Origin of the sequence: Pseudomonas sp. SMV71 (assembly GCF_052042015.1) — a bacterium.
GTDB lineage: Bacteria > Pseudomonadota > Gammaproteobacteria > Pseudomonadales > Pseudomonadaceae > Aquipseudomonas.
Genome location: NZ_JBKGGU010000014.1, coordinates 56,334 through 79,675 on the forward strand (window position 1 = coordinate 56,334; position 23,342 = coordinate 79,675).

Here is a 23,342-nt window from a genome sequence, read left to right on the forward strand (position 1 = left end):
ACACATCTATCCGCGCGTCATCTGCTTGCGCTAGTCTGATCTTTCATTGCCGTTCGCCGAGCTTTCCATGCCTGAGCTGCTTGACCGCTACCCGCTGACAACGGGCACTTATCACGAACTACTGGACGACAGTGGTGCGGTGCGTGCGCACTGGCGGCCATTGTTCGACCAGTTGCAACGCAGCACGCCAGCCCAGTTACTCCAGCGCCAGGCGTTGCTGGCGCGGCAGATCCAGGAAAACGGTGTCACCTACAATGTCTACGCCGATCCGAAAGGCGCCGACCGGCCGTGGGAGCTGGACCTGCTGCCCCATGTGATCGACGCTCAGGAGTGGAAGCACCTGTCGGCCGGAATTGCTCAGCGCGGGCGGCTGCTCAATGCAGTGCTGGCTGATCTGTATGGGCCGCAGCGGCTGATCCATGAAGGGCTGCTGCCAGCGGAACTGATATTCGGGCACAACAACTTCCTCTGGCCGTGCCAGGGCATCGCGCCGCCAGACGGGACGTTCCTGCACCTGTATGCGGTGGATCTGGCGCGCACCCCCGATGGTCGCTGGTGGGTGACGGCGGACCGGACCCAGGCACCTTCAGGAGCCGGGTATGCGCTGGAAAACCGCATGATTGTGTCCCGTGCCTTCCCCGACCTGTATCGCGACCTGAACGTGCAACACCTGTCCGGCTTCTTCCGCACCTTGCAGCAAACCCTGGCGCGCCAGGCGCCCAGCGATGGCGAGCCGCCGCTGGTGGTGCTGCTGACGCCGGGACGGTTCAACGAAAGTTATTTCGAGCATCTCTACCTGGCGCGCCAGTTGGGCTATCCGCTGGTGGAAGGTGGTGACCTGACGGTTCGGGACGCCACGGTCTACCTCAAGACCCTCAGCGGATTGCGTCGGGTCCACGCGATCATGCGTCGGCTCGACGATGACTTCTGCGATCCGCTGGAACTGCGCACCGATTCCGCCCTCGGCGTGCCTGGGTTGCTGGAGGCGGTACGCCAGGGCCGGGTGCTGGTGGCCAATGCCCTGGGCAGCGGCGTATTGGAGTCACCGGGTCTGTTGGGCTTTTTGCCAAAGATCAATGAGTTCCTGTTTGGCGAGGAACTGCTCCTGCCCTCCATTGCCACTTGGTGGTGCGGTGAGCCGCCGGTGCTGGCCCAGGCCTTGGAGAAGCTGCCTCAGCTGTTGATCAAGCCGGCGTTTGCGTCCCAGAGCTTCAAGCCGGTATTGGGTCGTGACTTGAGCGAAGAACAGCGTGCAAAACTGGCGACGCGCATGCAGGCGCGGCCCTATGCCTATGTCGCCCAGGAGCTGGCGCAGGTATCCCAGGCACCGGTCTGGCAGGCCGAGGACGGCCATATCCTGCCTCGGGCCATCGGCATGCGGGTATATGCCGTTTCCGGGAAAGACGGTTATCGGGTGCTCTCGGGCGGCCTGACCCGTGTGGCCGCCAACGCCGACGCCGAAGTGGTGTCGATGCAGCGCGGCGGCGCCAGCAAGGACACTTGGGTGCTTGGGGAGCAGGCTCCAGAAAGCGAACAGTGGACCGCCCAGCGGACCATCGGCGTGCACGACCTGGTCCGGCGTGATCCGTACTTGCCGTCGCGAGTGGTGGAGAACCTGTTCTGGTTCGGTCGCTACAGTGAACGCTGCGACGACAGTGCGCGGCTGCTGCGCATCATGCTGGCGCGCTATGTCGATGGCGATGACCCGCAAGCTCTGCAATCGGCGGTGTCGCTGGGCGAGCGCCTGATGCTGTTGCCGGAGGAGGGCGAGTTACCCGAACGCCTGCTGGCGGCGTTGCTGGGCGAAAACTGGTCGTTCAGCCTGCGCTCCAACCTGCAACGTTTGCAGTGGGCGGCCTCGCAGGTCCGTGGCAAGCTGTCCCGGGAGAACTGGCAGGCGCTGGTGGAGTTGCAGCGCGAAGCCCTGGAACTGGAAACCGGCGATCCGGATTTTGGCGAACTGCTGGATTTCCTCAACCGGTTGGTGATGTCCCTGGCGGCGCTGTCCGGCTTCGCCCTGGACGACATGACCCGCGATGAAGGCTGGCGCTTCTTGATGATGGGCCGGCGTCTTGAGCGCCTGCAATTTCTCAGCAGCAGCCTGGCGGCCTTCCTGCGCAGCGAGGCGGTGTTCGACCAGGCGGGGTTGGAGTGGTTGCTGGAACTGGGCAACAGCAGTATCACCTACCGTTCGCGCTACCTGGCGGTGGCCCAATTGATCCCGGTGCTCGACCTGTTGCTGCTGGACGAACAGAACCCCCATGCGGTGCTTTTCCAGTTGAAGTTGGTGGCGCGCACGCTCAAACGCTTGAACGATGATTTCGGCGCACCCAGGGACAGCGCATTGCCGGAATTGGTAGCGCGTCTGTCACGCTTTGATTTGCGCTGCCTGGAGAACCCGTTGTTCGGCGAAGCCAGCCTGCGGGCGGCGCTCGATGGGTTGGCGGATCTGTTGCAGGAGGTGGCCGACGTCAGCGGCCAGGTCTCCGATCGCCTGGCCTTGCGCCATTTCGCCCACGTCGATGACGTCAGCCAGCGCACGGTGTCCGTCTGATGAACGCTCGCTACCAGATCCTCCACGACACGCATTATCACTACGACAGCCCGGTGTCCCTGGCCCAGCAACTGGCCCACCTGTGGCCGCGTGCCTGTGACTGGCAACGTTGCACCGAGCAGCAGTTGTCGATCAGTCCGGAGCCGACGACCCGTCGCGATGAGCTGGACGTGTTCGGCAATCCGTTGACCCGCCTGGCCTTCGAGCGGCCCCATGATGAGTTGTTGGTCAACGCCCGCCTGAGCGTCGAGGTGCTGGCGCGCCCGGCACTGGATTTCAATGAGTCGCCGGCTTGGGAGTCGACCCGTGACGCACTGACCTACAGCGGTCGGCCCCTCACTGCTTCGCTGCTGGACGCTTGCCGTTATCGTTTCGAATCACCCTATGTGCACCTCAAGCGCAGCTTCGTCGAGTTTTCCGAAAGCTGCTTTATACCGGGGCGCCCGCTGATGCTTGGCGTCCGCGCATTGATGGCGAAAATTTTCCAGGAGTTCACCTTCGACGCCGAGGCAACCCAGGTGGCGACGCCGCTGGTGGAGGTGCTGGCGCGACGGCGCGGCGTATGCCAGGACTTTGCCCACCTGATGCTGGCCTGCCTGCGCTCCCGTGGACTGGCGGCACGTTACGTCAGTGGCTACCTGCTGACCCAGCCACCGCCCGGTCAACCACGGTTGATCGGTGCCGATGCGTCCCATGCCTGGGTCTCGGTGTATTGCCCGGTGCTGGGTTGGGTGGATTTCGACCCGACCAACAACGTGCAACCTGCCCTGGAGCACATCACCCTGGCCTGGGGCCGGGACTTCTCCGATGTATCGCCGTTGCGCGGGGTGATCCTGGGGGGCGGCAGCCATGATCCTGAGGTGCGGGTGACGGTGATGCCGGTGGAGTGAAAAAACGGCTGTGAACTGCAGACACTTGTGGCGAGCAAGCCTGCTCCCGCCGGGACGGTCCGACGCCTCGGGCGGAGCGGCCCCAGATACTGGGGCGGTTGCTGCGCAACCGAGCGGGAGCAAGCGCCCTCGCCACGCGTTATTCATCAATCGTGAGGCTTGTGCGATGTTCCCGGTTTCCATCAAAGGCGTGCTGCAATCCCCCGAAGGCCTGATCGTGTTGATGCTCAACGAGCGGGATGAATGGGAACTGCCCGGCGGGCGGATCGAAGTGGGCGAAACGGCACCGCAATGCCTGGCGCGGGAAATCGCCGAGGAGCTGGCGCTCGAGGTCAGCGTCGGGGAGCCGTTGGATTCTTACCTGTTCGAGGTGATTGCCGGGCGGCATGTGTTCATTTCGACTTACCGCTGCCAGTTACTGGGCGGTTTCGTGCCGACGATCAGCCATGAGCACAAGCAGATCGGTCTGTTCGAGCCGAATCGCTTGCCGGAAAATCTGCCAATCGGTTATCGCGCGTCGATCATCAAGGCGTTGGGTCTATGAGAACCGGCAGTCGGGCTGCCGGCCCACCACAGGCTCAGGCGTCTGGTGCCTGGTCTTTGGGTGTATCGACGTCGTCTTGCGCCGTTTCTTCGCCTTCGATACCCGGGTTCAGTGCGGCTTCTTCAGCCAACGCTTTCTTGCGCTGCAGCTTTTCCTCTTTCTTCTGCTCCTTGGCCAAGTCTCGCTGACGTTTGGCGAAGGAATAATTAGGTTTGGCCATGGGCGATCCTTTTAGGGCGAAGGGGAGGTTGAGCGGCAGCTATTCTGCCCTGTATCGGGGATGAGGGGTTAACCGGGTTTACCTTGCGCCCACTTGGGTGGTTGCGAAGGTTGCCATTCGTCCAGCGCATCGAGCAGATCCTGCGGTGATTCGCTCACTTGCAGCATGTCGCGATGCGGTGCGCGAACGAACCCTTCTTCGACAATGTGATCGAGAAAACCGGTGAGTTTGCTGTAGAACCCGTTCACTTCCAGCAGGCCCAGCGGCTTGGCGTGGTAACCGAGCTGGCCCCAGGTCCAGACTTCGAACAACTCTTCCAGCGTACCGAGGCCGCCGGGCAGGGCGATGAAGGCATCGCTGAGTTCGGCCATGCGGGCCTTGCGGGCGTGCATGCCGTCCACGACTTCCAGGCGGGTCAGACCGCTGTGGCCGATTTCCTTGTCCTTCAGGCTTTGCGGGATGATGCCGATGACTTCGCCACCGGCTGCCAGGGCCGCGTCGGCCACGATGCCCATAAGGCCCACGGCCCCACCGCCATAAACCAACGTCAGCTTACGCTGCGCCAGCGCCCGGCCCAGGGCCTGAGCGGCTTCACGATAAGCAGGGTTGGCGCCGGTACTGGCGCCGCAAAATACACAGACAGACGCAATGGTCATGCTTTACTCCGAGATCCTTGACCGGCCCAGAGTAAAGCCTGGCCGCTGTGGTGTGCAAAGGGCTCAGTCCTCGCGCAGGGGTTTTTCGTAGGTGCCACTGGCGCCACAGGCGTAGGCGGCGAGCAAGCTGCATAACAGGTTGTTGAGGTTCATGACCGGTACTCCAGGGGTTGATGGAGCCGATCATAAAGGGCCGTCGTTCGCCTGGCCGGTTGATTGTGTCCATCAGGCTGATAGCCTTAAGTTGTATACAATTTTTGATTCAGGTCATAGGAACTTGTCTGAAATTAGGGCAGTCTTCCCCTTTGAAGGAATTTTTAACCCATGCCTTGGAGATTCATGATGTTTGCCAAACTTGTAGCGGTATCCCTGTTGACCCTGGCCAGCAGCCAGCTGATGGCAGCGGAGTGCAAGACCACCATCGACTCGACCGACCAGATGTCCTTCAGCACCAAGGCCATCGAAATCGACAAGAGCTGCAAGACTTTCACCGTCGAATTGACCCACTCCGGCAGCCTGCCGAAAAACGTCATGGGCCATAACTGGGTACTGAGCAAAGAGGCTGACATGCAGCCGATTGCGACCGATGGCCTGGCTGCCGGGATCGATAAGAATTACCTGAAAGACGACGACGCTCGTGTGATCGCCCACACCAAGGTCATTGGTGCCAAGGAGACAGACTCGGTCACCTTCGACGTGTCGAAGCTCGATGCGGCAGAAAAATATGGTTTCTTCTGCTCGTTCCCCGGCCACATCTCGATGATGAAAGGCACTGTGACCCTGAAGTGATTGCTGGGGCTTGCCCGCGAAGGCAGCGTCTCAGGTCATGCAGTTTTGCCTGGTCTACTGCTTCGCGAGCAGGCTCGTTCCCACATGGAAGCTGTGGCGTTCACAGAGCTTGTGTTCACCGCCGATCCCTTGTGGGAGCGAGCCTGCTCGCGATAGCGCCGGGTCAGTCAAGGCCGAAGCTGGCTGACACACCGCCATCGCGAGCAGGAGAGGCATCTGACCGTTACGGCGCGTACGGCATCACCCGCTTGTGCTCGGTCTTGCGGTAGGTATCGCAAATGATCCTGGCCGCTTCTTCTCGAATCGGCTGTCCATGCAGGAAGGCATCGATCTCGCCATAGGTCACGCCGTGGGCGGCTTCGTCGGGTTTGCCGGGGGACAGGTCTTCGAGGTCGGCGGTGGGGACTTTCTCCACCAGCGATTCCGGAGCGCCAAAGTCTCGGGCAATAGCGCGTACCTGGTTCTTCACCAGGCCACTCAAGGGCGCCAGGTCACAGGCGCCGTCCCCGAACTTGGTAAAAAAGCCCATCACGGCTTCGGCCGCATGGTCGGTTCCGATCACCAGGCCCTGCTCGGCGCCGGCGATGGTGTACTGCGCCACCATGCGCATCCGCGCCTTGGTATTGCCCAATACGAAATCCCGTGCGCCCGGCGCCTTGCCTTCGAACGCCAGGACTTCCTTGGCCAGCGCCTTGACCGCCGGCCCGATGTTCACGGTGTGGCGCTCATCCGGCTCGATGAAGTCCACACAGGCCTGGGCCTCGTGTTCATCGAACTGGGTTTCGTAGGGCAGGCGCACGGCGATGAACTTGTAGGCCGGGTTACCGGTTTTCTCTCGCAACTCGCGCGCGGCGCGCTGGGCCAGCAGGCCGGCGGTCAATGAATCGACCCCGCCGCTGATGCCCAGGACGAGCGTCTTGAGCCCGGAATTGACCAGGCAGTCCTGGATGAAGCTCACCCGGCGAGCAATTTCGGCCTTCAGGGCTGCATCGTCGGCGAACGGTGGCTGGACCTTGAGCTGTTCAGCAATCTCACGCTGTACGGCTTGCATGATTCACTCCTTGCTTGATGTGTCAGAAAGGGCGGCAGGTACTTGGAAAACGTGTCGCATGTAGGCGACGAAATTCGGATCCTTGCAGTGGGTCTTGCCGGACTCGTCTGAAATCTTGGCCACGGGTTGCCCGTCACAACTGATCATTTTAAGCACGATGCTCATGGGCTCTACGCCCGGGATGTCGCAGGTCAGGTTGGTGCCAATACCGAAGCTGACATTGATGCGACCACGCAAGGCGCGGAAAATCTCCAGGCATTTGGGTAATGTCAGACTGTCGGAGAACACCAGGGTCTTGCTCATCGGGTCGATGCCGAGCTTGTGGTAGTGGGCGATGGCCTTTTCGGCCCAGAGCACCGGGTCGCCGGAGTCATGGCGCAGGCCGTCGAACAGCTTGGCGAAAAACAGATCGAAGTCGCTCAGGAAGGCGTCCATGGTGATGCAGTCGGTCAGTGCGATGCCCAGCAGGCCGCGGTATTCGCGCACCCAGCAATCGAGGGCGGCGATCTGGCTGTCGATCAGCCGCGGCCCCAGTTGCTGGTGGGCCATGATCCATTCATGGGCCATGGTGCCCAGGGGTTTCATGTCCAGCTCGCGAGACAAGTGCACGTTACTGGTGCCGACAAAGCGCCCCGGGAAGTCATGCTTGAGCACGTTCACCACTTCTTCCTGGACGCGGTAGGAAAACCGACGCCGGGTACCGAAGTCGGCGACTTGCAGTTCGGCCAATTCATCAGCGCTGGCGTTGGCACTCAGCCAGTCGAACTTGCGATACAACTGCTCCCGCGCCTGCTCCAGGACGACCTCGCGGTAGCGATAGCGATTGCGCACTTCACTGACGATGGCCAGCAGCGGGACCTCGAACAGGATGACATGCAGCCATGGCCCGCGCAGGCGGATGAACAACTCGCCGTTGTCGATGCCGGTGTGGACATAGCGCAGGTTGAAGCGAAACAGCCCCAGAAAGCGCAGGAAGTCCGGCTTGAGGAAGCTGATGCGCTCCAGGAAACTCAATTGATCGGCACTCAGGCTCAATTCGGCCAGGCGCTCGATCTGGAAGCGGATCTCCGCCAGGTACGGGCGCAGGTCTTCGCTGTTGCGGCAACGGAATTCCCATTCGACTTCGACGTTGGGGTAGTTGTGCAGCACCGCCTGCATCATCGTCAGTTTGTAGAAGTCGGTGTCGAGCAGGTTCTGCACGATGCGATCGGCAAATACACTCTCGCTCATGGCGGGAATCTCCAGGCAGTTCGCTGCGCTGGGCAGCGTCGGACAGCGGTTATGGATGAAGTGGCTAGTGGCGCATAACCGGGATGGATATTGCCAGTGATTTATCGTCACCACATCTTCTGTGGCGAGGGAGCTTGCTCCCGCTCGGCTGCGAAGCAGCCGCAAAATGGGTATCCAGGATGTCGCTGGAGGGGCGCTTCGCACCCCAGCGGGAGCAAGCTCCCTCGCCACAGGGATTGTGTGGGCTGTGATTAACGTGGCAGATCCGGATTGTTGATCTGCTCCAACATCCACTCCACAAACAGCCTCACCTTGGGCACTTCCGCCGAGTGCTCCGGATAGGCCAGGTAATAGGCGCTGGTGCTGGGCATCGCATGTTGCCAGGGGATCACCAGTTTGCCGTCGGCCAATTCTTCTTCCACCAGGAACCGCGGCAGCAAGGCCACGCCACAGCCAACCTGGGCGGCGCGGATGCACATGTAGAAGGTTTCGAAGCGCGGCCCATGGTAGCTGTGTTCGGTGTGGTAGCCCTGGCTGTCGAACCAGTCGTGCCAGGCCTGGGGGCGCGAGGCGTTTTGCAGCAATACCAGGTCCGCCAGTTGCGTCGGGTCGCTGAACGGTTGCTCGGGCAGGCTGCCCGGTGCGCAGACCGGCACCAATTCTTCGCCGAAGAGCTTGAGAGACTCGCTGCCGGGTCGTGAACCCTGGCCGAAATAGAACGCCAGGTCACTGCGTCCTTGCAGCAGGTCGTCGGCCTCCTGTTCGCTGCACAGGTCCAGGTGAATGCTTGGGTGCCGCAGGCGCCAGCCTTTGAGTCGCGGCACCAGCCAACGTGCGCCGAAGGTCGGCGGTGTGGAGACTCGCAGGACTTCGGTGTCCCCGCCGTAGGAACGCAGGTAATGCGTGGACATTTCCACCTGCGTGAGGATTTTTCGCACTTCGCCCAGGTACAGATCCCCGGCCGGGGTCAGCTGCAGGCGCCGGCGCACGCGGCGGAACAGCAAGTGCTGGAGCAATTCCTCCAGTTGTGCCACCTGCTTGCTGACCGCGCTCTGGGTCAGGTTCAGCTCCTCGGCGGCACGGGTGAAACTCAGGTGGCGGGTCACCGCTTCAAAGCATTGCAGCGCCGTGATCGAGGGCAAGTAGCGTTTATTGAGCATGATGAGGCCTTATTTCGTGTCGCTCTGCTTATTCTGGGGGCAGCATGAATAAACGGAATGATATCTCGCTTAAAGATCGTTTGTTGGCAACTCTGCGGACGGCTACAACTACAGGTCTGATCAGCCGTTTTCGTCCGGCTGCCAATCCTTTGTCTTTCGCTTGAGGAAATTTTCCATGGTTGCTGCATTGCTTGATCGTCTGGGCGTCTCGCCAGCCCTGTACCAGAACGGCACACAACCGGTGCATTCGCCTATCGATGGCAGTCGCATTGGTGCGGTGAACTGGGAAGGTGCCGCCGAAGTCGAGCAGCAGGTCAGCCGCGCCGAGCACGCCTTCGATCTGTGGCGCCAGGTACCGGCGCCGCGCCGTGGCGAGCTGGTGCGTCAGTTCGGCGACCTGCTGCGCGAATACAAGGCCGACCTCGGCGAGCTGGTGTCGTGGGAAGCCGGCAAGATCACCCAGGAAGGCTTGGGTGAAGTGCAGGAGATGATCGACATCTGCGACTTCGCCGTCGGCCTGTCCCGCCAGTTGTACGGCCTGACCATCGCTTCCGAGCGTCCGGGCCACCACATGCGTGAGTCCTGGCATCCGCTGGGCGTGGTCGGCGTGATCAGTGCCTTCAACTTCCCGGTGGCGGTGTGGGCCTGGAACACTACGCTGGCACTGGTCTGCGGCAACTCGGTGATCTGGAAACCGTCGGAAAAAACGCCGCTGACCGCCCTGGCGTGCCAGGCCCTGTTCGAGCGCGTACTGAAGAATTTCAGCGATGCCCCGCCGTACCTGAGCCAGGTGATCATTGGCGGCCGCGATGCCGGCGAAGCGCTGGTGGACGATCCGCGCGTGGCGTTGATCAGCGCCACCGGCAGTACCCGCATGGGCCGCGAGGTGGCGCCGAAGGTCGCGGCACGTTTCGCCCGCAGCATCCTGGAACTGGGCGGCAACAACGCCATGATCCTGGCGCCCAGCGCCGACCTGGACATGGCCGTACGTGCCATCCTGTTCAGCGCCGTCGGCACTGCCGGCCAGCGCTGCACCACCCTGCGTCGGTTGATCGCCCACGAGTCGGTCAAGGAAGAGATCGTCACCCGCCTCAAGGCCGCCTATTCGAAAGTGCGCATCGGCCATCCGCTGGAAGGTAACCTGGTGGGCCCGCTGATCGACAAGCAAAGCTTCCAGAACATGCAGGATGCACTGGAGCAAGCCTTGAGCGAAGGCGGGCGGGTGTTCGGCGGCAAGCGTCAGCTCGAAGACCAGTTCCCGAACGCCTATTACGTGTCGCCGGCCATCGTCGAGATGCCGGAACAGAGCGACGTCGTGCGCCACGAGACCTTCGCCCCGATCCTCTATGTGGTCGGCTACAAGGACTTTGCCGAGGCCCTGCACCTGAACAATGCCGTGCCCCAGGGCCTGTCTTCCTGCATTTTCACCAATGACGTGCGTGAGGCCGAGCAATTCATGTCGGCGGTGGGCAGCGACTGCGGTATCGCCAACGTCAACATCGGCCCGAGCGGCGCGGAAATCGGCGGTGCGTTCGGTGGCGAGAAGGAAACCGGCGGCGGTCGCGAATCCGGCTCCGATGCATGGCGCGGCTACATGCGTCGCCAGACCAATACCGTGAACTATTCGCTGGAACTGCCTTTGGCGCAGGGGATTACCTTTGATTAAGCAGCTTCAAGCCACAAGCTCCAAGCTGCAAGCGATCCCTGCTTGCAGCTTGAGGCTTGAAGCTCGCAGCTGCTCCTGACCAGGAGCTGGCAATGCCGTTACGCGAAGAATGTCTGTGGGAAAAACTGACGCCGCAAAGACCTGAGAACACGCCGCTCACCGGTGAAGTCACGGTGGACGTCTGCGTGATCGGCGCCGGTTTCACCGGGTTGTCGGCGGCGGTGCATTTGCTGGAGCAAGGCAAGCGTGTCGCGGTGCTGGAAGCGCATCGGGCCGGGCAGGGTGGGTCGGGGCGTAACGTCGGGTTGGTGAACGCCGGCTTGTGGATCCCGCCGGATGACATCGAGGCCGGGTTCGGCGAAAAGGTGGGCAGTCAGCTCAACCGTATGCTGGGCGCGGCGCCGGCGCTGGTGTTCAGCCTCATCGACAAATACAACATCGATTGCCAACTGCGCCGCGAAGGCACCTTGCACATGGCGCACAACGCCCGAGGCGAGGCGGACCTGCGCAGTCGCGAACAACAATGGATGCGCCGTGGCGCCCCGGTGGAGCTGTTGACGGGCCAGGCCTGTATCGAGGCCACCGGTACGAGCCAGATCGCCGCCGCGTTACTCGACCGCCGCGCCGGGACTCTCAATCCCATGGCCTATACCAGCGGGTTGGCGAAGGCGGCCAAGGATCTTGGCGGCCAGTTGTTCGATCATTCCGCCGTCACGCGCCTGGAGCGCCAGGGCCCGCGCTGGTCGGTACAGACCGCCCGGGGTTCGGTGTCGGCCGAGCAGGTGGTGATTGCCTCCAATGCCTATACCGAGGGTGATTGGACCGAGCTGCGGCGTAACTTCTTCCCCGGCTATTACTACCAGGTTGCCTCGGTCCCGCTGACCGACGAGGCTGCCCGGCGCATTCTGCCGGGTGGGCAGGGCTCGTGGGACACCCGGCAGGTGCTGAGCAGCATCCGCCGGGACCAGGACGGGCGGTTGCTGCTGGGCAGCCTGGGCAATGGCAACCGCAAGCCGACCTGGTTCCTCAAGGCCTGGGCCGACCGGGTCCAGCGGCACTATTTTCCCTACCTCAAGTCGGTGGAATGGGAATGCACCTGGACCGGCTGTATCGCCTTCACGCCTGATCACTTGATGCGCTTGTTCGAACCAGCCCCCGGACTGGTGGCAGTGACCGGTTATAACGGACGGGGCGTGACTACCGGTACGGTGGTGGGCAAGGCCTTCGCCGATTACCTGTGCCACGGCGACGCCACGGCGCTGCCGATCCCGTTCGCGCCCATGCAGCCACTGGCCGGGGTTGGATTGCGTAGCTGCCTGTACGAAGCGGGCTTCTCGCTGTACCACGCGGGCCAGTGCCTGCGCATCGTTATTTGAGTGTTGAAAAGTGTTGCAGGAGGCGGCCTTTTCCAGCATAGCGTCTAGCCTGTTATGGTGCGCGTTGTAGCAATCGCGCCCCGACAGTGTGCAGTTCGGTGACGCAGGTTGTTACAGCGTGGTTGCACGCAGTTTCCTGTCACGGTTGCAATGATGGCTCATGGAGGGTTCTACCCAGCTAAATTTAAGGTTGCACCTCGTGCGGTTTAGACGGTTGCACGCCCTGTGAAAAAGGGCCCGAAACAGTCGAAATAACAATAAAGCACCGACTTTTTTAAGAATAAAAAACCGATGGCACGGCCCTTGCTCTGAGCTTTTCAGTGAATGAAGTCGCAGTGCCAACTAAAAAAAACTTGGAGCACCACCTCATGTCCCAGACGTTTTACAAGAAAGGCTTCCTGGCCCTCGCAGTGGCAACTGCGCTGGGTGTTTCTGCGTTTGCTCAAGCTGATGTGAAATTGGGTGTAGCGGGGCCGATGACCGGTGCCAACGCTGCATTTGGCGAGCAGTACATGAAGGGTGCCCAGGCGGCAGCCGATGTCATCAACAAGGCAGGTGGCGTCAACGGGGAGAAAATCGTGCTGGTCGCCGGCGACGATGCCTGCGAACCCAAGCAGGCCGTGGCCGTGGCCAACCGTCTGGTTGACCAGGACAAAGTCATCGGCGTGGTCGGGCACTTCTGCTCGTCCAACACCATTCCCGCTTCAGAGGTCTACGATGAAGCCGGCGTCATCGCCATCACGCCGGGCTCGACCAACCCACAGGTCACCGAGCGCGGCCTGAGCGCGATGTTCCGCATGTGCGGTCGTGACGACCAGCAAGGCATCGTGGCGGGCGACTACATCGTCGACGTGCTCAAGGGCAAGAAGGTCGTTGTGCTGCACGACAAGGACACCTACGGCCAGGGTCTGGCGGATGCCACCAAGGCACAGCTTGAGAAGCGTGGCGTGAAGGCGGTGCTGTATGAAGGCCTGACCCGCGGCGAGAAAGACTTCAGCGCCGTGGTCACCAAGATCCGTGCCGCTGGCGCCGACGTGGTGTACTTCGGTGGCCTGCACCCGGAAGCTGGCCCACTGGTTCGCCAACTGCGTGAACAAGGCCTCAAGGACGTTAAGTTCATGTCCGATGACGGCATCGTCACCGATGAACTGGTCACCACCGCCGGCGGCGCGCAATACGTCGATGGCGTGTACATGACCTTCGGTGCCGACCCACGCCTGCTGCCGGACAGTAAGGCTGTGGTCGATGCCTTCCGTGCCCAGGGCGTCGAGCCTGAAGGTTACACCTTGTACGCCTATGCCTCGGTCCAGGCACTGGCGGCCGGTTTCAACGGCGCCAAGTCCAACAAAGGCGAGGACGCGGCCAAATGGCTAAAGGCCAATCCGGTCCAGACCGTGATGGGCAAGAAGGAGTGGGATTCCAAGGGTGACTTGAAAGTCTCCGACTACGTGGTTTACCAGTGGGACAAGGACGGCAAATACCATCAGCTGGAAAAGCAGAAGTAATTCGAAGGGATGACCAGCCTGTGGCGAGGAGGCCGACTCCTTCGCCACAGAGACTGCGCTCAGCCTTCCCTCGCCGGCGAACGCCGGCAGGCCCGTCTGTTTTTTCTCTACGAGCCGCACAGCCCCGGACCCGTCTTCATGGCATCGAGGTTGTGCCGTCTCTTACTGCGTGAGATCGCGTTATGGATGGTATTTTCCTGCAGCAACTGATCAACGGCCTGACCCTCGGGTCGGTCTATGGTCTGATCGCCATCGGCTACACAATGGTCTACGGCATCATCGGCATGATCAACTTTGCCCACGGCGAGGTTTACATGATTTCCGCTTACCTGGCGGCAATCAGTCTGGCTCTGCTGGCTTACTTCGGTATCGAATCCTTCCCGCTGATGATCCTTGGCACGCTGGTGTTCACGGTCGTGGTCACCGGAGTGTATGGCTGGGTCATCGAACGCGTCGCCTACAAACCCCTGCGCAACTCCACCCGACTGGCACCGCTGATCAGCGCCATCGGCATCTCGCTGATCCTGCAGAACTATGCACAGATCAGCCAGGGTGCCCGCCAGCAAGGTGTGCCGACCCTGCTCGAAGGCGCCATGCGCGTCGACATCGGCAGTGGTTTCGTCCAACTGACCTACACCAAGATCTTCATTCTGGTCGCTGCATTCGCCGGCATGGCCCTGCTGACCTACATCATCAAGTACACCAAGCTGGGGCGCATGTGCCGTGCCACCCAGCAAGACCGCAAGATGGCCTCCATCCTGGGGATCAACACCGACCGGGTGATTTCCTACGTGTTCGTCATCGGTGCAGCCATGGCGGCCCTGGCCGGTGTGCTGATCACCATGAACTACGGCACGTTCGACTTCTATGCCGGCTTCATCATCGGCATCAAGGCGTTCACCGCGGCGGTACTCGGCGGCATCGGTTCCCTGCCCGGGGCGATGCTGGGCGGGATCATCCTCGGGATCTCCGAGTCGCTGTTCTCCGGTCTGATCAACTCTGACTACAAAGACGTGTTCAGTTTCTCGCTGCTGGTGCTGATTCTGATTTTCCGTCCCCAAGGCCTGTTGGGTCGCCCACTCGTGGCGAAGGTATAAGTATGTCTGCTGCCAATAAACCGCTTGATATCAAACAGAGCGTCATCGATGCGATCCTGGCCGGGCTGATCTCGCTGATCGTGTTCGGGCCGATTGTCGGCGTGGTGCTCGACGGCTACAGCTTCAACCTGCAACCGGCCCGCGTCGGCTGGCTGGTGGCGATCGTGATGATCGGGCGCTTTGCCTTGAGCCTGTTTCTGCAAACGCCCAAGGGCCTCAAGGTGCTCCAGGGTTTCGAAAGTACCGGCTCCGGCGTGCATGTACTTCCACCGGACTACAAGTCGCGCCTGCGCTGGATCATCCCGGCGCTGATCGTGATCGCCATCGTCTTCCCCTTCTTCGCCAACAAATACGTGCTCACCGTGGTTATTCTCGGGCTGATCTACGTGCTGCTGGGCCTGGGCCTGAACATCGTGGTCGGCCTGGCGGGGTTGTTGGACCTGGGGTACGTGGCGTTCTATGCCATCGGTGCCTACGGTCTGGCGCTGGGTTACCAATACCTGGGACTGGGGTTCTGGACGGTGCTGCCATTGGCTGCCATTACCGCCGCGATGGCGGGATGCATACTCGGCTTCCCGGTGCTGCGAATGCACGGTGACTATCTCGCAATCGTGACCCTCGGGTTTGGCGAAATCATCCGGCTAGTGCTCAACAACTGGCTGTCTTTCACCGGCGGGCCGAACGGCATGCCAGTGCCATCGCCGACCTTTTTCGGTCTGGAATTCGGTCGCAGGGCAAAGGATGGCGGGGTGCCGTTCCATGAGTTCTTCGGCATCGACTACAACCCCAACCTGAAATTCCTGTTCATCTATATCGTGCTGTTCATCGTGGTGCTGCTGGTGTTGTACATCAAGCATCGCCTGACCCGCATGCCAGTCGGGCGTGCATGGGAAGCCCTGCGTGAAGACGAGATCGCGTGCCGCTCCATGGGGCTGAACCATGTGCTGGTCAAGCTCTCGGCGTTCACCATCGGTGCCTCCACCGCTGGCCTGGCCGGGGTGTTCTTCGCCAGTTACCAGGGCTTCGTCAACCCATCGTCGTTCACCTTCTTCGAGTCGGCGCTGATCCTGGCGATCGTGGTCCTGGGCGGCATGGGCTCGACGGTGGGCGTGGTGATCGCGGCATTCGTGCTTACCGTGGCACCGGAGCTGCTGCGCAGCTTCTCCGAATACCGGGTGCTGTTGTTCGGCGTGTTGATGGTGCTGATGATGATCTGGCGACCTCGTGGCCTGATCCGGATCAGTCGCACCGGGGTGACGCCGCGTAAAGGAGTAGCGCCATGAGCGAAGTCGTACTCAGCGTTGAAAACCTGATGATGCAGTTCGGTGGGATCAAGGCCCTCAGTGACGTCAGCCTGCAGGTCAAGCGCAACTCGATCTTCGCCCTGATCGGTCCCAACGGTGCGGGCAAGACCACGGTCTTCAACTGCCTGACCGGGTTCTACAAGGCGACCGGCGGGAAGATCGAGCTCAACGTGCGTGGTGAGCGGACCAATGTGATCCAGCTGTTGGGCGAGGCGTTTCGCCCGACGGATTTCGTATCGCCGAAATCCTTTGCCAGCCGGCTGTACTACAAGATGTTCGGCGGTACTCACCTGGTGAACCGCGCCGGCCTGGCGCGTACCTTTCAGAACATCCGCCTGTTCAAGGAAATGTCGGTGCTGGAAAACCTCTTGGTGGCCCAGCACATGTGGGTCAACCGCAGCCTGGTGGCCGGCATCCTCAACACCAAGGGCTACCGCAAGGCTGAAAGCGACGCCCTGGACCATGCCTTCTACTGGCTTGAAGTGGTGGACCTGGTGGACTGCGCCAACCGCCTGGCGGGGGAGCTTTCCTACGGCCAGCAACGGCGCCTGGAAATCGCCCGGGCCATGTGCACCCGTCCACAGATCATCTGCCTGGACGAGCCGGCCGCAGGCCTGAACCCTCAGGAAACCGAAGCGCTGAGCGCGATGATCCGGCTGCTGCGCGACGAGCATGATCTGACCGTGGTACTGATCGAACACGACATGGGCATGGTAATGAGTATTTCCGACCACATCGTGGTGCTGGACCACGGCAACGTCATCGCCGAGGGCGGTCCGGAGGCGATTCGCAACGATCCGAAGGTGATCGCGGCCTACCTGGGCGCCGATGAAGAGGAACTGGTATGAGTACGCCTATCCTCGAACTCAAGGAACTGGACGTGTTCTACGGGCCGATCCAGGCCCTGAAGAAAGTCTCGCTGCACATTGGCGAAGGCGAGACCGTGAGCCTGATCGGCTCCAACGGTGCCGGCAAGTCCACGTTGCTGATGTCGATCTTCGGCCAGCCGCGTGCGGCGGGCGGGCAGATCATTTACCAGGGCGTCGACATCACCCATAAATCCTCCCACTACATTGCCTCCAACGGTATCGCCCAGTCGCCGGAAGGCCGGCGTGTGTTTCCCGACATGACAGTCGAGGAAAACCTGCTGATGGGCACCATTCCCATTGGTGACAAGTACGCCGGCGAGGATATGCAGCGCATGTTCGAGCTGTTCCCAAGGCTCAAGGAGCGTCGTAACCAGCGCGCCATGACCATGTCCGGCGGCGAGCAGCAAATGCTTGCCATTGCCCGGGCGTTGATGAGCCGGCCGAAGTTGTTGCTGCTCGACGAACCGAGCCTGGGGCTGGCGCCCATCGTGGTGAAACAGATCTTCGCCACCCTCCGTGAACTGGCGTCTACCGGGATGACCATCTTCCTGGTGGAGCAGAACGCCAACCACGCCCTCAGGTTGTCGGACCGGGCCTACGTGATGGTCAACGGTGAAATCCGTTTGACCGGCACCGGCAAGGAGTTGCTGGCCAACGAAGAGGTGCGCAACGCGTATCTGGGTGGGCATTGACGCAGGCTTGCAATGAAGAAACCCGGCGAGTGATCACCGGGTTTTTTTTCTTCAAACACCGGTGACCCCTTGTGGAAGCGAGCCTGCTCGCGATGGCGGTGGCTCAGTCACCGAAATTTCGGCTGACGATCCGCTATCGCGAGCAGGCTCGCTCCCACAGGCTCATGCGCCAACAGCAATTGTGGACAACAATCCTGAATCCTTGCCAAACCGCGACATAAAGTCGCCGCAAATAGTTGTTTTGTCTGCGTTTTGACTTGTCCCCGTTTGCTGTGGAACTGGCTGTGGGTAACGTGGGTGTATCTGGTTGCAGGCCGTGTAATACGTGGCTTGTAGAGGTGTGGTCGTTTTTTGATCAGGCGTTTTTGCCCAAGCGACAACGAGGATTGTCAACCATTTTATAAGCCTTGCAACAAGGGACTATGGGAGTGGACAGGCCTGTGGATAACTCTGTGATTAAACTCTGGAAAGACCTCCCGGAGGGCCGTAGTTACTGGCTTGGAGCCATCTCGCTTTCTCGTTTGGCTTATAGCAGATAACCGGGTCTGCACAACCTGACTTGCAGGGTCAAGGGAAAAAATTTTCCAGATACCTCGCAAACCCTTATGCACAGCGGCTTGCAGCGTCTGCACTTGCCCCCGATTACTGTGGACGTGCCTGTGGATAAGATGCGGGCAACTGGCTGTAAGCCGCGGAAAATCGGGCTTGGCGCGAATTGGCTGTTTTATGAGCAGTCATGCAAGCCTGGCAAGCCTTGCCCCCGATGGGCATGGCCGGGCATGCTGTGGGCCGATTTCCATTCACGGCGAAAGCCCAAGCAAGGAGAACACGATGTCCAACACCCTGTTTATCACCGGCGCGACGTCCGGTTTTGGTGAAGCCTGCGCCCGTCGTTTCGCCGAGGCCGGTTGGAAGCTGGTGCTGACCGGTCGTCGTGAAGAACGCCTCAATGCGCTGTGTGCCGAGTTGTCGAAGCAGACCGAAGTCCATGGACTGGTGCTGGACGTGCGTGACCGCAAGGCCATGGAAGAAGCCATCGCCAACTTGCCACCGTCATTCACCAAATTGCGCGGATTGATCAACAACGCCGGCTTGGCCTTGGGCGTTGACCCGGCGCCCAAGTGCGATCTCGATGACTGGGACACCATGGTCGACACCAACGTGAAGGGCCTGATCTACAGCACCCGTCTGTTGCTGCCGCGCCTGATCGCCCATGGGCGTGGCGCGAGCATCATCAACCTGGGTTCAATTGCCGGCAACTACCCGTACCCTGGCAGCCACGTCTATGGCGCGAGCAAAGCGTTCGTCAAACAGTTTTCCCTGAACCTGCGTTGCGACCTGCAAGGCACGGGTGTGCGGGTGAGCAACATCGAGCCGGGCCTGTGCGAGAGCGAATTCTCCCTGGTGCGCTTCGGCGGCGACCAGGAGCGCTACAACGCGACCTACGCCGGCGCCGAGCCGATCCAACCGCAGGACATCGCCGATACTATTTTCTGGGTGCTCAATGCCCCGGCGCACATCAACATCAACAGTCTGGAACTGATGCCGGTGAGCCAGACCTGGGCCGGGTTTGCGATTGAGCGTAACAAGGCCTGACCGCTGAGTTGGTTGGGGCTGTCTACGGAAACCTGTGGCGAGGGAGCTTGCTCCCGCTGGGGCGCGCAGCGACCCCAAAAGCTTGCGACTGCTTCGCAGCCGAGCGGGAGCAAGCTCCCTTGCCACAAAAGCATTACGCCAGGCAGTCGGCCAACCCGAGATAGCAGGTCATGAGGTGATAGGGCGTGGTGGACGGCATGTCCCGCCGGCTGACGATGCCATCGGCATCCAGGCATTCGTTCCAGCCCTTGGCATGCAGGAAGTGTTGCTGCAGGGCCTGTAGCTGCGGCAGCAAAGCCTGCTGACCGTGCGCACGCAAGGTCAGTGCGCGCAGGTATTCGGCCTGGGCCCAGATGCGCTGGGTCGCGTCCCGCGGGACGGCATGCGGCTCCAGGCTCAGCATCGCGCATACCGCGCCGGACTTTCGGTCTACGCCACGCTGCTCGGTATATTCGAAGCTTCGCTCAAGGGCCATGCGCAGCTTGCCGTCGCGCAACAAGGGCGACGATGCGAGTAAGTAGTACCACTCGAACTGGTGCCCGGGCTCGAACCAGTTATCCACAGCCTTGAGCGGTTTTTCCATCATCACGCCCAGTTGCGGGTCGGTGAAACACTTGAACATCGCCTCGCACAGGCTCAGCAATGCCTGGCGTACGTTGGCGTCTTCGCGAACCGAAAGGACGGCAAGGAGCGCTTCGGCCAGGTGCATCAATGGGTTTTGCAGCGGGCCGGATTCGACAGTCGACCAATCGCGCTTGAGGCTGGCTTCGTAGAGACCGTCACCCGTGGCGAAGCGTCGGGCGATGACTTCCAGCGCGGCGTTGAGCACCGACTCCACCAGCGGTTCGCGAACCTTGCCCCAGTAATGGGCGCAGGCGAACAGGATAAAGGCGTGGGTGTAGAGGTCCTTGCCGGTGTCCAGCGGCGCGCCCTGCGGGTCGATGCTGTAGAACCAGCCGCCATGTTCGGCATCGTGGAAGTGCCGTTGCAACGAACGAAACAGCGCAGCCGCACGTTCTTCGGCCTGCGGCACCTCGCCGATCAGGCTGGCGAACACATACAACTGCCGTGCGCAGGCCATGGCGCGGTAACGTTGCGGCGGCAGGGGGGCGTGGTCGGCATCCAGGGATTCATAGGGCAATGCCAGTTCGCCGTTCCAGCCCGGGCCTTGCCACATCGGCACGATCACCTCGTGAAAATGCCGGCGCACCGCTGCGAACAGCGTGATCAATTCAGGCGAAGGAGCGGGGCGGGAGGCATCAGGCATGGGCGGCGTTCGTCACGGCTGGAGGGGCGATTGCGCGACATGGTAGCAGAGTGGTTGGCTTCAGAGAGAGGGTGCCGGCAAGGCCGCCATCGCGAGCAGCTCGCTCCCACAAAGGGGGCGGTGTACACCGATCAATTGTGGGGTGTGACTTGAGAGGTGCGGTGCCTGGCAGGCCGCCTTCGCGAGCAAACCCGCTCCCAGATTCGGGCGGTGTACGCCGTCCCTGTGGGAGCGAGCCTGCTCGCGATGAGGCCCGGACAAACGCTATGGAATCAACCTGCGAGCAACCAGACCCCAGCCCCCGCTGAAGCCGCTCCGGCCAGCCGTACTAGCGGCGCCGCTGCCCGTGGCAATACACGCACCACCGCGAAACCGACGCCATGCAGCGCCGCCGTGGCTGCGACAAACCCTGCGGCGTAGGCCCAAGGGCTCGACATGTCTGGCAATTCCAGACCGTGAGCGACGCCATGGAACAGCGCGAATACGGCCGTGGCGCCGATCGCCAGGCTCAACGGCGGACGCACCGCCAGTGCCACCGCCAGGCCCAGGGCCAGTACCGATGCGGCGATTCCACTTTCCATAACCGGCAGCTCCAGGCCTGCGAAACCCAGCAAGCCGCCGATCAGCATCGTGCCAACGAAGGTGCACGGCAGCGCCCAACGCGCCGCGCCTTGTTGCTGCGCGGCCCACAAGCCGACCGCCAGCATCGCCAGCAGATGATCCAGTCCGCCGATGGGGTGCCCGAGACCAGCCATCAGGCCATTGTCGCCATGACCCGGATGGGCGAAGGCCAGGGTCGGGGTCAGCAAAAGCGCGAAGGCGCCGAGGATGCGTTTGAGGGTCATGGAGAGGCTTCCTTGTAATCGGTTTGTAAATTGGAATGAGTCGTCATGCGCCGGTCAGCAGGCCCTGGCGTTCGATGAAGGCGATGATCTCGTCCAGGCCCTGGCCGGTTTTCTGGTTACTGAACACGAACGGCTTGCCGTTGCGCATCCGCCGGGTATCGCCGTCCATCATGTCCAGGGACGCGCCCACCAGTGGCGCCAGGTCGATCTTGTTGATCACCAGCAGGTCGGACTTGCAGATGCCCGGTCCGCCCTTGCGCGGCAGCTTGTCGCCGGCCGAGACGTCGATCACGTAGATCGTCAGGTCCGACAACTCCGGGCTGAAGGTCGCCGAGAGATTGTCACCACCGGACTCCACCAGAATCAGGTCCAGGCCGGGAAAGCGCCGGTTCAACTGGTCCACCGCCTCGAGGTTGATCGAGGCGTCCTCGCGGATGGCGGTGTGCGGACAGCCGCCGGTTTCAACGCCAATGATCCGCTCCGGCGCCAGGGCTTCGTTGCGCACCAGGAAATCGGCGTCTTCGCGGGTGTAGATGTCGTTGGTGACCACCGCCAGGTTGTAGCGATCACGCAGGGCCAGGCACAGGGCCAGAGTCAGGGCGGTCTTGCCTGAACCTACCGGGCCGCCGATGCCGACGCGCAGAGGTTGTGTATTCACGGTGTGTCTCCTAGGAACGGAACAGACGGCTGTACTGGCGCTCATGGGCCATGCACGCCAGGGACAGGCCAAACGCGGCGCTGCCGTAGTGATCGGGCTCGATATTCGAGGCGTGGTGCTGGGCCTGTTGCAGCAGCGGCAGCAGTTCGCTGGTCAGGCGCTGGGCGGCCTGCTGGCCCAGCGGCAGGGTTTTCATCAGCACCGCGAGTTGGTTTTCCAGCCAGCTCCACAGCCAGGCGGTGAGGGCATCCTGGGGCGTGATACCCCAGGCACGGGCGGCCAGGGCCCAGCACAAGGCCAGGTGCGGTTCGCTGGTGTGTTCGAAGAAGCGCCGTGCGGCGGCGTCGAGTTCCGGCAAACCGTTGAGCAGTTGTTGCAGCGAGTAGCCCATCTGCCGGCTCTCCTGGTACAGCTCGCGGGTTTCCCGGCTGGCGCGGTGTGCCTGGCAGTGTTGCGCCAGGGCGTGCCAGTCATCGGCGGCCGCTGCGGTGCAGTGCGCCAGCAGCAAGGGCGCCTCGAAGCGTGCCAGGTTCAGCAGCAATTGATCGCTGATCCAGCGCCGGGCGTCGTCGCAGCTCTTGACCTGGCCGTTGTCCACCGCCATTTCCAGGCCTTGGGAATAGCTGTAGCCGCCAATCGGCAGTTGCGGGCTGGCCAGACGCAGGAGCGCCCAGGCCGGGTTCATGTGCGCACGCCGAACTGATGCAGGCGCGGTGCGTAGTTGAAGTCGTCGTCGCCATGCCGGGAGTGATGATGGCCGCCGCCGTAGGCGCCGTGTTCCGGCTGGAACGGGGCTTCGATGGCTTCGGCGACGGCGCCCAATTGTTCGAGCATCGCCTTGAGCACGTAGTCGTCCAGCAGGCGCAACCAGCCATCGCCCACTTGCAGGGCAACATGGCGATTGCCCAAGTGGTAGGCGGCGCGGGTCAGTTCGAAGGCGTTGGCGCAGGTGACGTGCAGCAATTGTTCGGGGCGGGCACAGACCCGCACGATGCGACCGTCCTCGGCTTGCAGGCATTCGCCGTCGTACAGCGGCGACTGGCCGCGCTCCAGGAACAAGCCCACGTCTTCGCCCTCGGCACTGAAACAGCGCAGGCGGCTCTTGCTGCGGGCGTCGAAAGTCAGGTGCAGCTCGGCATCCCAGCGGGGTTGAGGGTCGATTCTGCGGTGAATCACCAGCATCGGCGTGCTTCCAGCAATGAACGGTGCTGTGTTTAGAGCAAGGGGCTTGCCAATTGATTGGGCTGTAGGAAACGGCAGGGGAAATTGGGAGGTGGGTGGGTGTGGGTGGATCTTTTTGGTGCGACGGCTAATGAGGCGCACCATTTTGCAGCTGGAGAAAAACCCTGTGGGAGCGAGCCTGCTCGCGATAG

At 61.8% G+C, this 23,342-nt stretch carries 22 protein-coding genes; 12 read left to right on the plus strand and 10 right to left on the minus strand.

Features of this window, described 5'->3' with window-relative positions:
• Window positions 1-67: 67 nt before the first annotated feature.
• The 3 genes from ACLEJQ_RS15990 to ACLEJQ_RS16000 all read left to right on the plus strand — a co-directional run bounded on the left by ACLEJQ_RS15990 (window position 68) and on the right by ACLEJQ_RS16000 (window position 3,988).
• Window positions 68-2,554: a circularly permuted type 2 ATP-grasp protein gene (locus ACLEJQ_RS15990; protein ID WP_440796511.1), complete on the plus strand. Its 2,487-nt coding sequence runs from the start codon at window positions 68-70 to the stop codon at window positions 2,552-2,554.
• Window positions 2,554-3,444 carry a transglutaminase family protein gene (locus ACLEJQ_RS15995; RefSeq protein ID WP_440796512.1) on the plus strand — a complete coding sequence of 297 codons (891 nt, stop codon included), beginning with the start codon at window positions 2,554-2,556 and terminating at the stop codon, window positions 3,442-3,444. The genes ACLEJQ_RS15990 and ACLEJQ_RS15995 overlap by 1 nt, the downstream gene beginning before the upstream one ends.
• A gap of 166 nt (window positions 3,445-3,610) precedes the next feature.
• Window positions 3,611-3,988, plus strand: coding sequence for an NUDIX hydrolase (locus ACLEJQ_RS16000; protein WP_440796513.1), 378 nt, complete (start codon window positions 3,611-3,613; stop codon window positions 3,986-3,988).
• A 34-nt stretch (window positions 3,989-4,022) separates the two neighbouring features.
• Here ACLEJQ_RS16000 and ACLEJQ_RS16005 read toward each other — a convergent pair whose 3' ends face one another.
• Both ACLEJQ_RS16005 and ACLEJQ_RS16010 read right to left on the minus strand, forming a co-directional pair.
• Window positions 4,023-4,208 carry a hypothetical protein gene (locus ACLEJQ_RS16005; protein WP_440796514.1) on the minus strand — a complete coding sequence of 62 codons (186 nt, stop codon included), beginning with the start codon at window positions 4,206-4,208 and terminating at the stop codon, window positions 4,023-4,025.
• Window positions 4,209-4,276: 68 nt separating this feature from the next.
• Window positions 4,277-4,864 carry a TIGR00730 family Rossman fold protein gene (locus tag ACLEJQ_RS16010; RefSeq protein WP_440796515.1) on the minus strand — a complete coding sequence of 196 codons (588 nt, stop codon included), beginning with the start codon at window positions 4,862-4,864 and terminating at the stop codon, window positions 4,277-4,279.
• A 342-nt stretch (window positions 4,865-5,206) separates the two neighbouring features.
• On the opposite strand from ACLEJQ_RS16010, the gene azu reads away from it, so the two are divergent.
• Window positions 5,207-5,653 (plus strand): azurin, encoded by a 447-nt coding sequence (azu, locus tag ACLEJQ_RS16015; RefSeq protein ID WP_440796516.1) that lies wholly within the window; start codon window positions 5,207-5,209, stop codon window positions 5,651-5,653.
• A gap of 223 nt (window positions 5,654-5,876) precedes the next feature.
• Here the strand turns inward: azu and nadE are convergent, their stop codons facing one another.
• The 3 genes from nadE to ACLEJQ_RS16030 all read right to left on the minus strand — a co-directional run bounded on the left by nadE (window position 5,877) and on the right by ACLEJQ_RS16030 (window position 9,094).
• Window positions 5,877-6,704: an ammonia-dependent NAD(+) synthetase gene (gene nadE, locus ACLEJQ_RS16020; RefSeq protein WP_440796517.1), complete on the minus strand. Its 828-nt coding sequence runs from the start codon at window positions 6,702-6,704 to the stop codon at window positions 5,877-5,879.
• A gap of 3 nt (window positions 6,705-6,707) precedes the next feature.
• The gene (pncB, locus tag ACLEJQ_RS16025) at window positions 6,708-7,934 is read right to left on the minus strand and encodes a nicotinate phosphoribosyltransferase (protein WP_440796518.1); all 1,227 of its coding nucleotides are present in this window, start codon (window positions 7,932-7,934) and stop codon (window positions 6,708-6,710) included.
• 251 nt (window positions 7,935-8,185) lie between these two features.
• A complete protein-coding gene (locus ACLEJQ_RS16030) occupies window positions 8,186-9,094 on the minus strand; it encodes a LysR family transcriptional regulator (RefSeq protein WP_440796519.1) in 909 nt (302 codons plus the stop codon).
• 175 nt (window positions 9,095-9,269) lie between these two features.
• Between ACLEJQ_RS16030 and amaB the strand changes: the two genes are divergently transcribed.
• The 8 genes from amaB (at window position 9,270) to ACLEJQ_RS16070 (ending at window position 19,199) form a co-directional block, all read left to right on the plus strand.
• A complete protein-coding gene (gene amaB, locus ACLEJQ_RS16035; protein WP_440796520.1) occupies window positions 9,270-10,760 on the plus strand; it encodes an L-piperidine-6-carboxylate dehydrogenase in 1,491 nt (496 codons plus the stop codon).
• 92 nt (window positions 10,761-10,852) lie between these two features.
• On the plus strand, window positions 10,853-12,136 hold the full coding sequence (gene amaA, locus ACLEJQ_RS16040) for an L-pipecolate oxidase (protein WP_440796521.1): 1,284 nt from the start codon (window positions 10,853-10,855) through the stop codon (window positions 12,134-12,136).
• Between the two features lie 368 nt (window positions 12,137-12,504).
• Window positions 12,505-13,641: an ABC transporter substrate-binding protein gene (locus ACLEJQ_RS16045; RefSeq protein WP_440796522.1), complete on the plus strand. Its 1,137-nt coding sequence runs from the start codon at window positions 12,505-12,507 to the stop codon at window positions 13,639-13,641.
• 182 nt (window positions 13,642-13,823) lie between these two features.
• Window positions 13,824-14,738 carry an ABC transporter permease subunit gene (locus ACLEJQ_RS16050; RefSeq protein WP_440796523.1) on the plus strand — a complete coding sequence of 305 codons (915 nt, stop codon included), beginning with the start codon at window positions 13,824-13,826 and terminating at the stop codon, window positions 14,736-14,738.
• Between the two features lie 2 nt (window positions 14,739-14,740).
• On the plus strand, window positions 14,741-16,021 hold the full coding sequence (gene livM / locus ACLEJQ_RS16055) for a high-affinity branched-chain amino acid ABC transporter permease LivM (RefSeq protein ID WP_440796524.1): 1,281 nt from the start codon (window positions 14,741-14,743) through the stop codon (window positions 16,019-16,021).
• On the plus strand, window positions 16,018-16,890 hold the full coding sequence (locus ACLEJQ_RS16060) for an ABC transporter ATP-binding protein (protein ID WP_440796525.1): 873 nt from the start codon (window positions 16,018-16,020) through the stop codon (window positions 16,888-16,890). Before livM ends, ACLEJQ_RS16060 begins: the two co-directional genes overlap by 4 nt.
• A complete protein-coding gene (locus ACLEJQ_RS16065; protein WP_440796526.1) occupies window positions 16,887-17,603 on the plus strand; it encodes an ABC transporter ATP-binding protein in 717 nt (238 codons plus the stop codon). The genes ACLEJQ_RS16060 and ACLEJQ_RS16065 overlap by 4 nt, the downstream gene beginning before the upstream one ends.
• Window positions 17,604-18,434: 831 nt before the next feature.
• The gene (locus ACLEJQ_RS16070; RefSeq protein ID WP_440796527.1) at window positions 18,435-19,199 is read left to right on the plus strand and encodes an SDR family oxidoreductase; all 765 of its coding nucleotides are present in this window, start codon (window positions 18,435-18,437) and stop codon (window positions 19,197-19,199) included.
• A gap of 133 nt (window positions 19,200-19,332) precedes the next feature.
• On the opposite strand, the gene ACLEJQ_RS16075 is transcribed toward ACLEJQ_RS16070, so the two are convergent.
• The 5 genes from ACLEJQ_RS16075 to ureE all read right to left on the minus strand — a co-directional run bounded on the left by ACLEJQ_RS16075 (window position 19,333) and on the right by ureE (window position 23,151).
• Window positions 19,333-20,466, minus strand: a complete 1,134-nt coding sequence (locus ACLEJQ_RS16075) for an AGE family epimerase/isomerase (RefSeq protein ID WP_440796528.1) — start codon at window positions 20,464-20,466, stop codon at window positions 19,333-19,335.
• Window positions 20,467-20,738: 272 nt separating this feature from the next.
• Window positions 20,739-21,311 (minus strand): HupE/UreJ family protein, encoded by a 573-nt coding sequence (locus ACLEJQ_RS16080; protein WP_440796529.1) that lies wholly within the window; start codon window positions 21,309-21,311, stop codon window positions 20,739-20,741.
• Between the two features lie 43 nt (window positions 21,312-21,354).
• Window positions 21,355-21,969 (minus strand): urease accessory protein UreG, encoded by a 615-nt coding sequence (gene ureG / locus ACLEJQ_RS16085; RefSeq protein ID WP_440796530.1) that lies wholly within the window; start codon window positions 21,967-21,969, stop codon window positions 21,355-21,357.
• A 10-nt stretch (window positions 21,970-21,979) separates the two neighbouring features.
• Entirely contained in the window at window positions 21,980-22,654 is a 675-nt protein-coding gene (locus ACLEJQ_RS16090; protein WP_440796531.1) for an urease accessory protein UreF, read from the minus strand.
• On the minus strand, window positions 22,651-23,151 hold the full coding sequence (gene ureE / locus ACLEJQ_RS16095; RefSeq protein WP_440796532.1) for an urease accessory protein UreE: 501 nt from the start codon (window positions 23,149-23,151) through the stop codon (window positions 22,651-22,653). The genes ACLEJQ_RS16090 and ureE overlap by 4 nt, the downstream gene beginning before the upstream one ends.
• Window positions 23,152-23,342: the final 191 nt, after the last annotated feature.

Bases quoted from the DNA above. Each gene is read 5' to 3' on its own strand.
- ACLEJQ_RS15990 (WP_440796511.1), top strand. From the start codon at position 68: ATGCCTGAGCTGCTTGACCGCTACCCGCTGACAACGGGCACTTATCAC.
- ACLEJQ_RS15995 (WP_440796512.1), top strand. From the start codon at position 2,554: ATGAACGCTCGCTACCAGATCCTCCACGACACGCATTATCACTACGAC.
- ACLEJQ_RS16000 (WP_440796513.1), top strand. From the start codon at position 3,611: ATGTTCCCGGTTTCCATCAAAGGCGTGCTGCAATCCCCCGAAGGCCTG.
- ACLEJQ_RS16005 (WP_440796514.1), bottom strand. From the start codon at position 4,208: ATGGCCAAACCTAATTATTCCTTCGCCAAACGTCAGCGAGACTTGGCC.
- ACLEJQ_RS16010 (WP_440796515.1), bottom strand. From the start codon at position 4,864: ATGACCATTGCGTCTGTCTGTGTATTTTGCGGCGCCAGTACCGGCGCC.
- azu (WP_440796516.1), top strand. From the start codon at position 5,207: ATGTTTGCCAAACTTGTAGCGGTATCCCTGTTGACCCTGGCCAGCAGC.
- nadE (WP_440796517.1), bottom strand. From the start codon at position 6,704: ATGCAAGCCGTACAGCGTGAGATTGCTGAACAGCTCAAGGTCCAGCCA.
- pncB (WP_440796518.1), bottom strand. From the start codon at position 7,934: ATGAGCGAGAGTGTATTTGCCGATCGCATCGTGCAGAACCTGCTCGAC.
- ACLEJQ_RS16030 (WP_440796519.1), bottom strand. From the start codon at position 9,094: ATGCTCAATAAACGCTACTTGCCCTCGATCACGGCGCTGCAATGCTTT.
- amaB (WP_440796520.1), top strand. From the start codon at position 9,270: ATGGTTGCTGCATTGCTTGATCGTCTGGGCGTCTCGCCAGCCCTGTAC.
- amaA (WP_440796521.1), top strand. From the start codon at position 10,853: ATGCCGTTACGCGAAGAATGTCTGTGGGAAAAACTGACGCCGCAAAGA.
- ACLEJQ_RS16045 (WP_440796522.1), top strand. From the start codon at position 12,505: ATGTCCCAGACGTTTTACAAGAAAGGCTTCCTGGCCCTCGCAGTGGCA.
- ACLEJQ_RS16050 (WP_440796523.1), top strand. From the start codon at position 13,824: ATGGATGGTATTTTCCTGCAGCAACTGATCAACGGCCTGACCCTCGGG.
- livM (WP_440796524.1), top strand. From the start codon at position 14,741: ATGTCTGCTGCCAATAAACCGCTTGATATCAAACAGAGCGTCATCGAT.
- ACLEJQ_RS16060 (WP_440796525.1), top strand. From the start codon at position 16,018: ATGAGCGAAGTCGTACTCAGCGTTGAAAACCTGATGATGCAGTTCGGT.
- ACLEJQ_RS16065 (WP_440796526.1), top strand. From the start codon at position 16,887: ATGAGTACGCCTATCCTCGAACTCAAGGAACTGGACGTGTTCTACGGG.
- ACLEJQ_RS16070 (WP_440796527.1), top strand. From the start codon at position 18,435: ATGTCCAACACCCTGTTTATCACCGGCGCGACGTCCGGTTTTGGTGAA.
- ACLEJQ_RS16075 (WP_440796528.1), bottom strand. From the start codon at position 20,466: ATGCCTGATGCCTCCCGCCCCGCTCCTTCGCCTGAATTGATCACGCTG.
- ACLEJQ_RS16080 (WP_440796529.1), bottom strand. From the start codon at position 21,311: ATGACCCTCAAACGCATCCTCGGCGCCTTCGCGCTTTTGCTGACCCCG.
- ACLEJQ_RS16090 (WP_440796531.1), bottom strand. From the start codon at position 22,654: ATGAACCCGGCCTGGGCGCTCCTGCGTCTGGCCAGCCCGCAACTGCCG.
- ureE (WP_440796532.1), bottom strand. From the start codon at position 23,151: ATGCTGGTGATTCACCGCAGAATCGACCCTCAACCCCGCTGGGATGCC.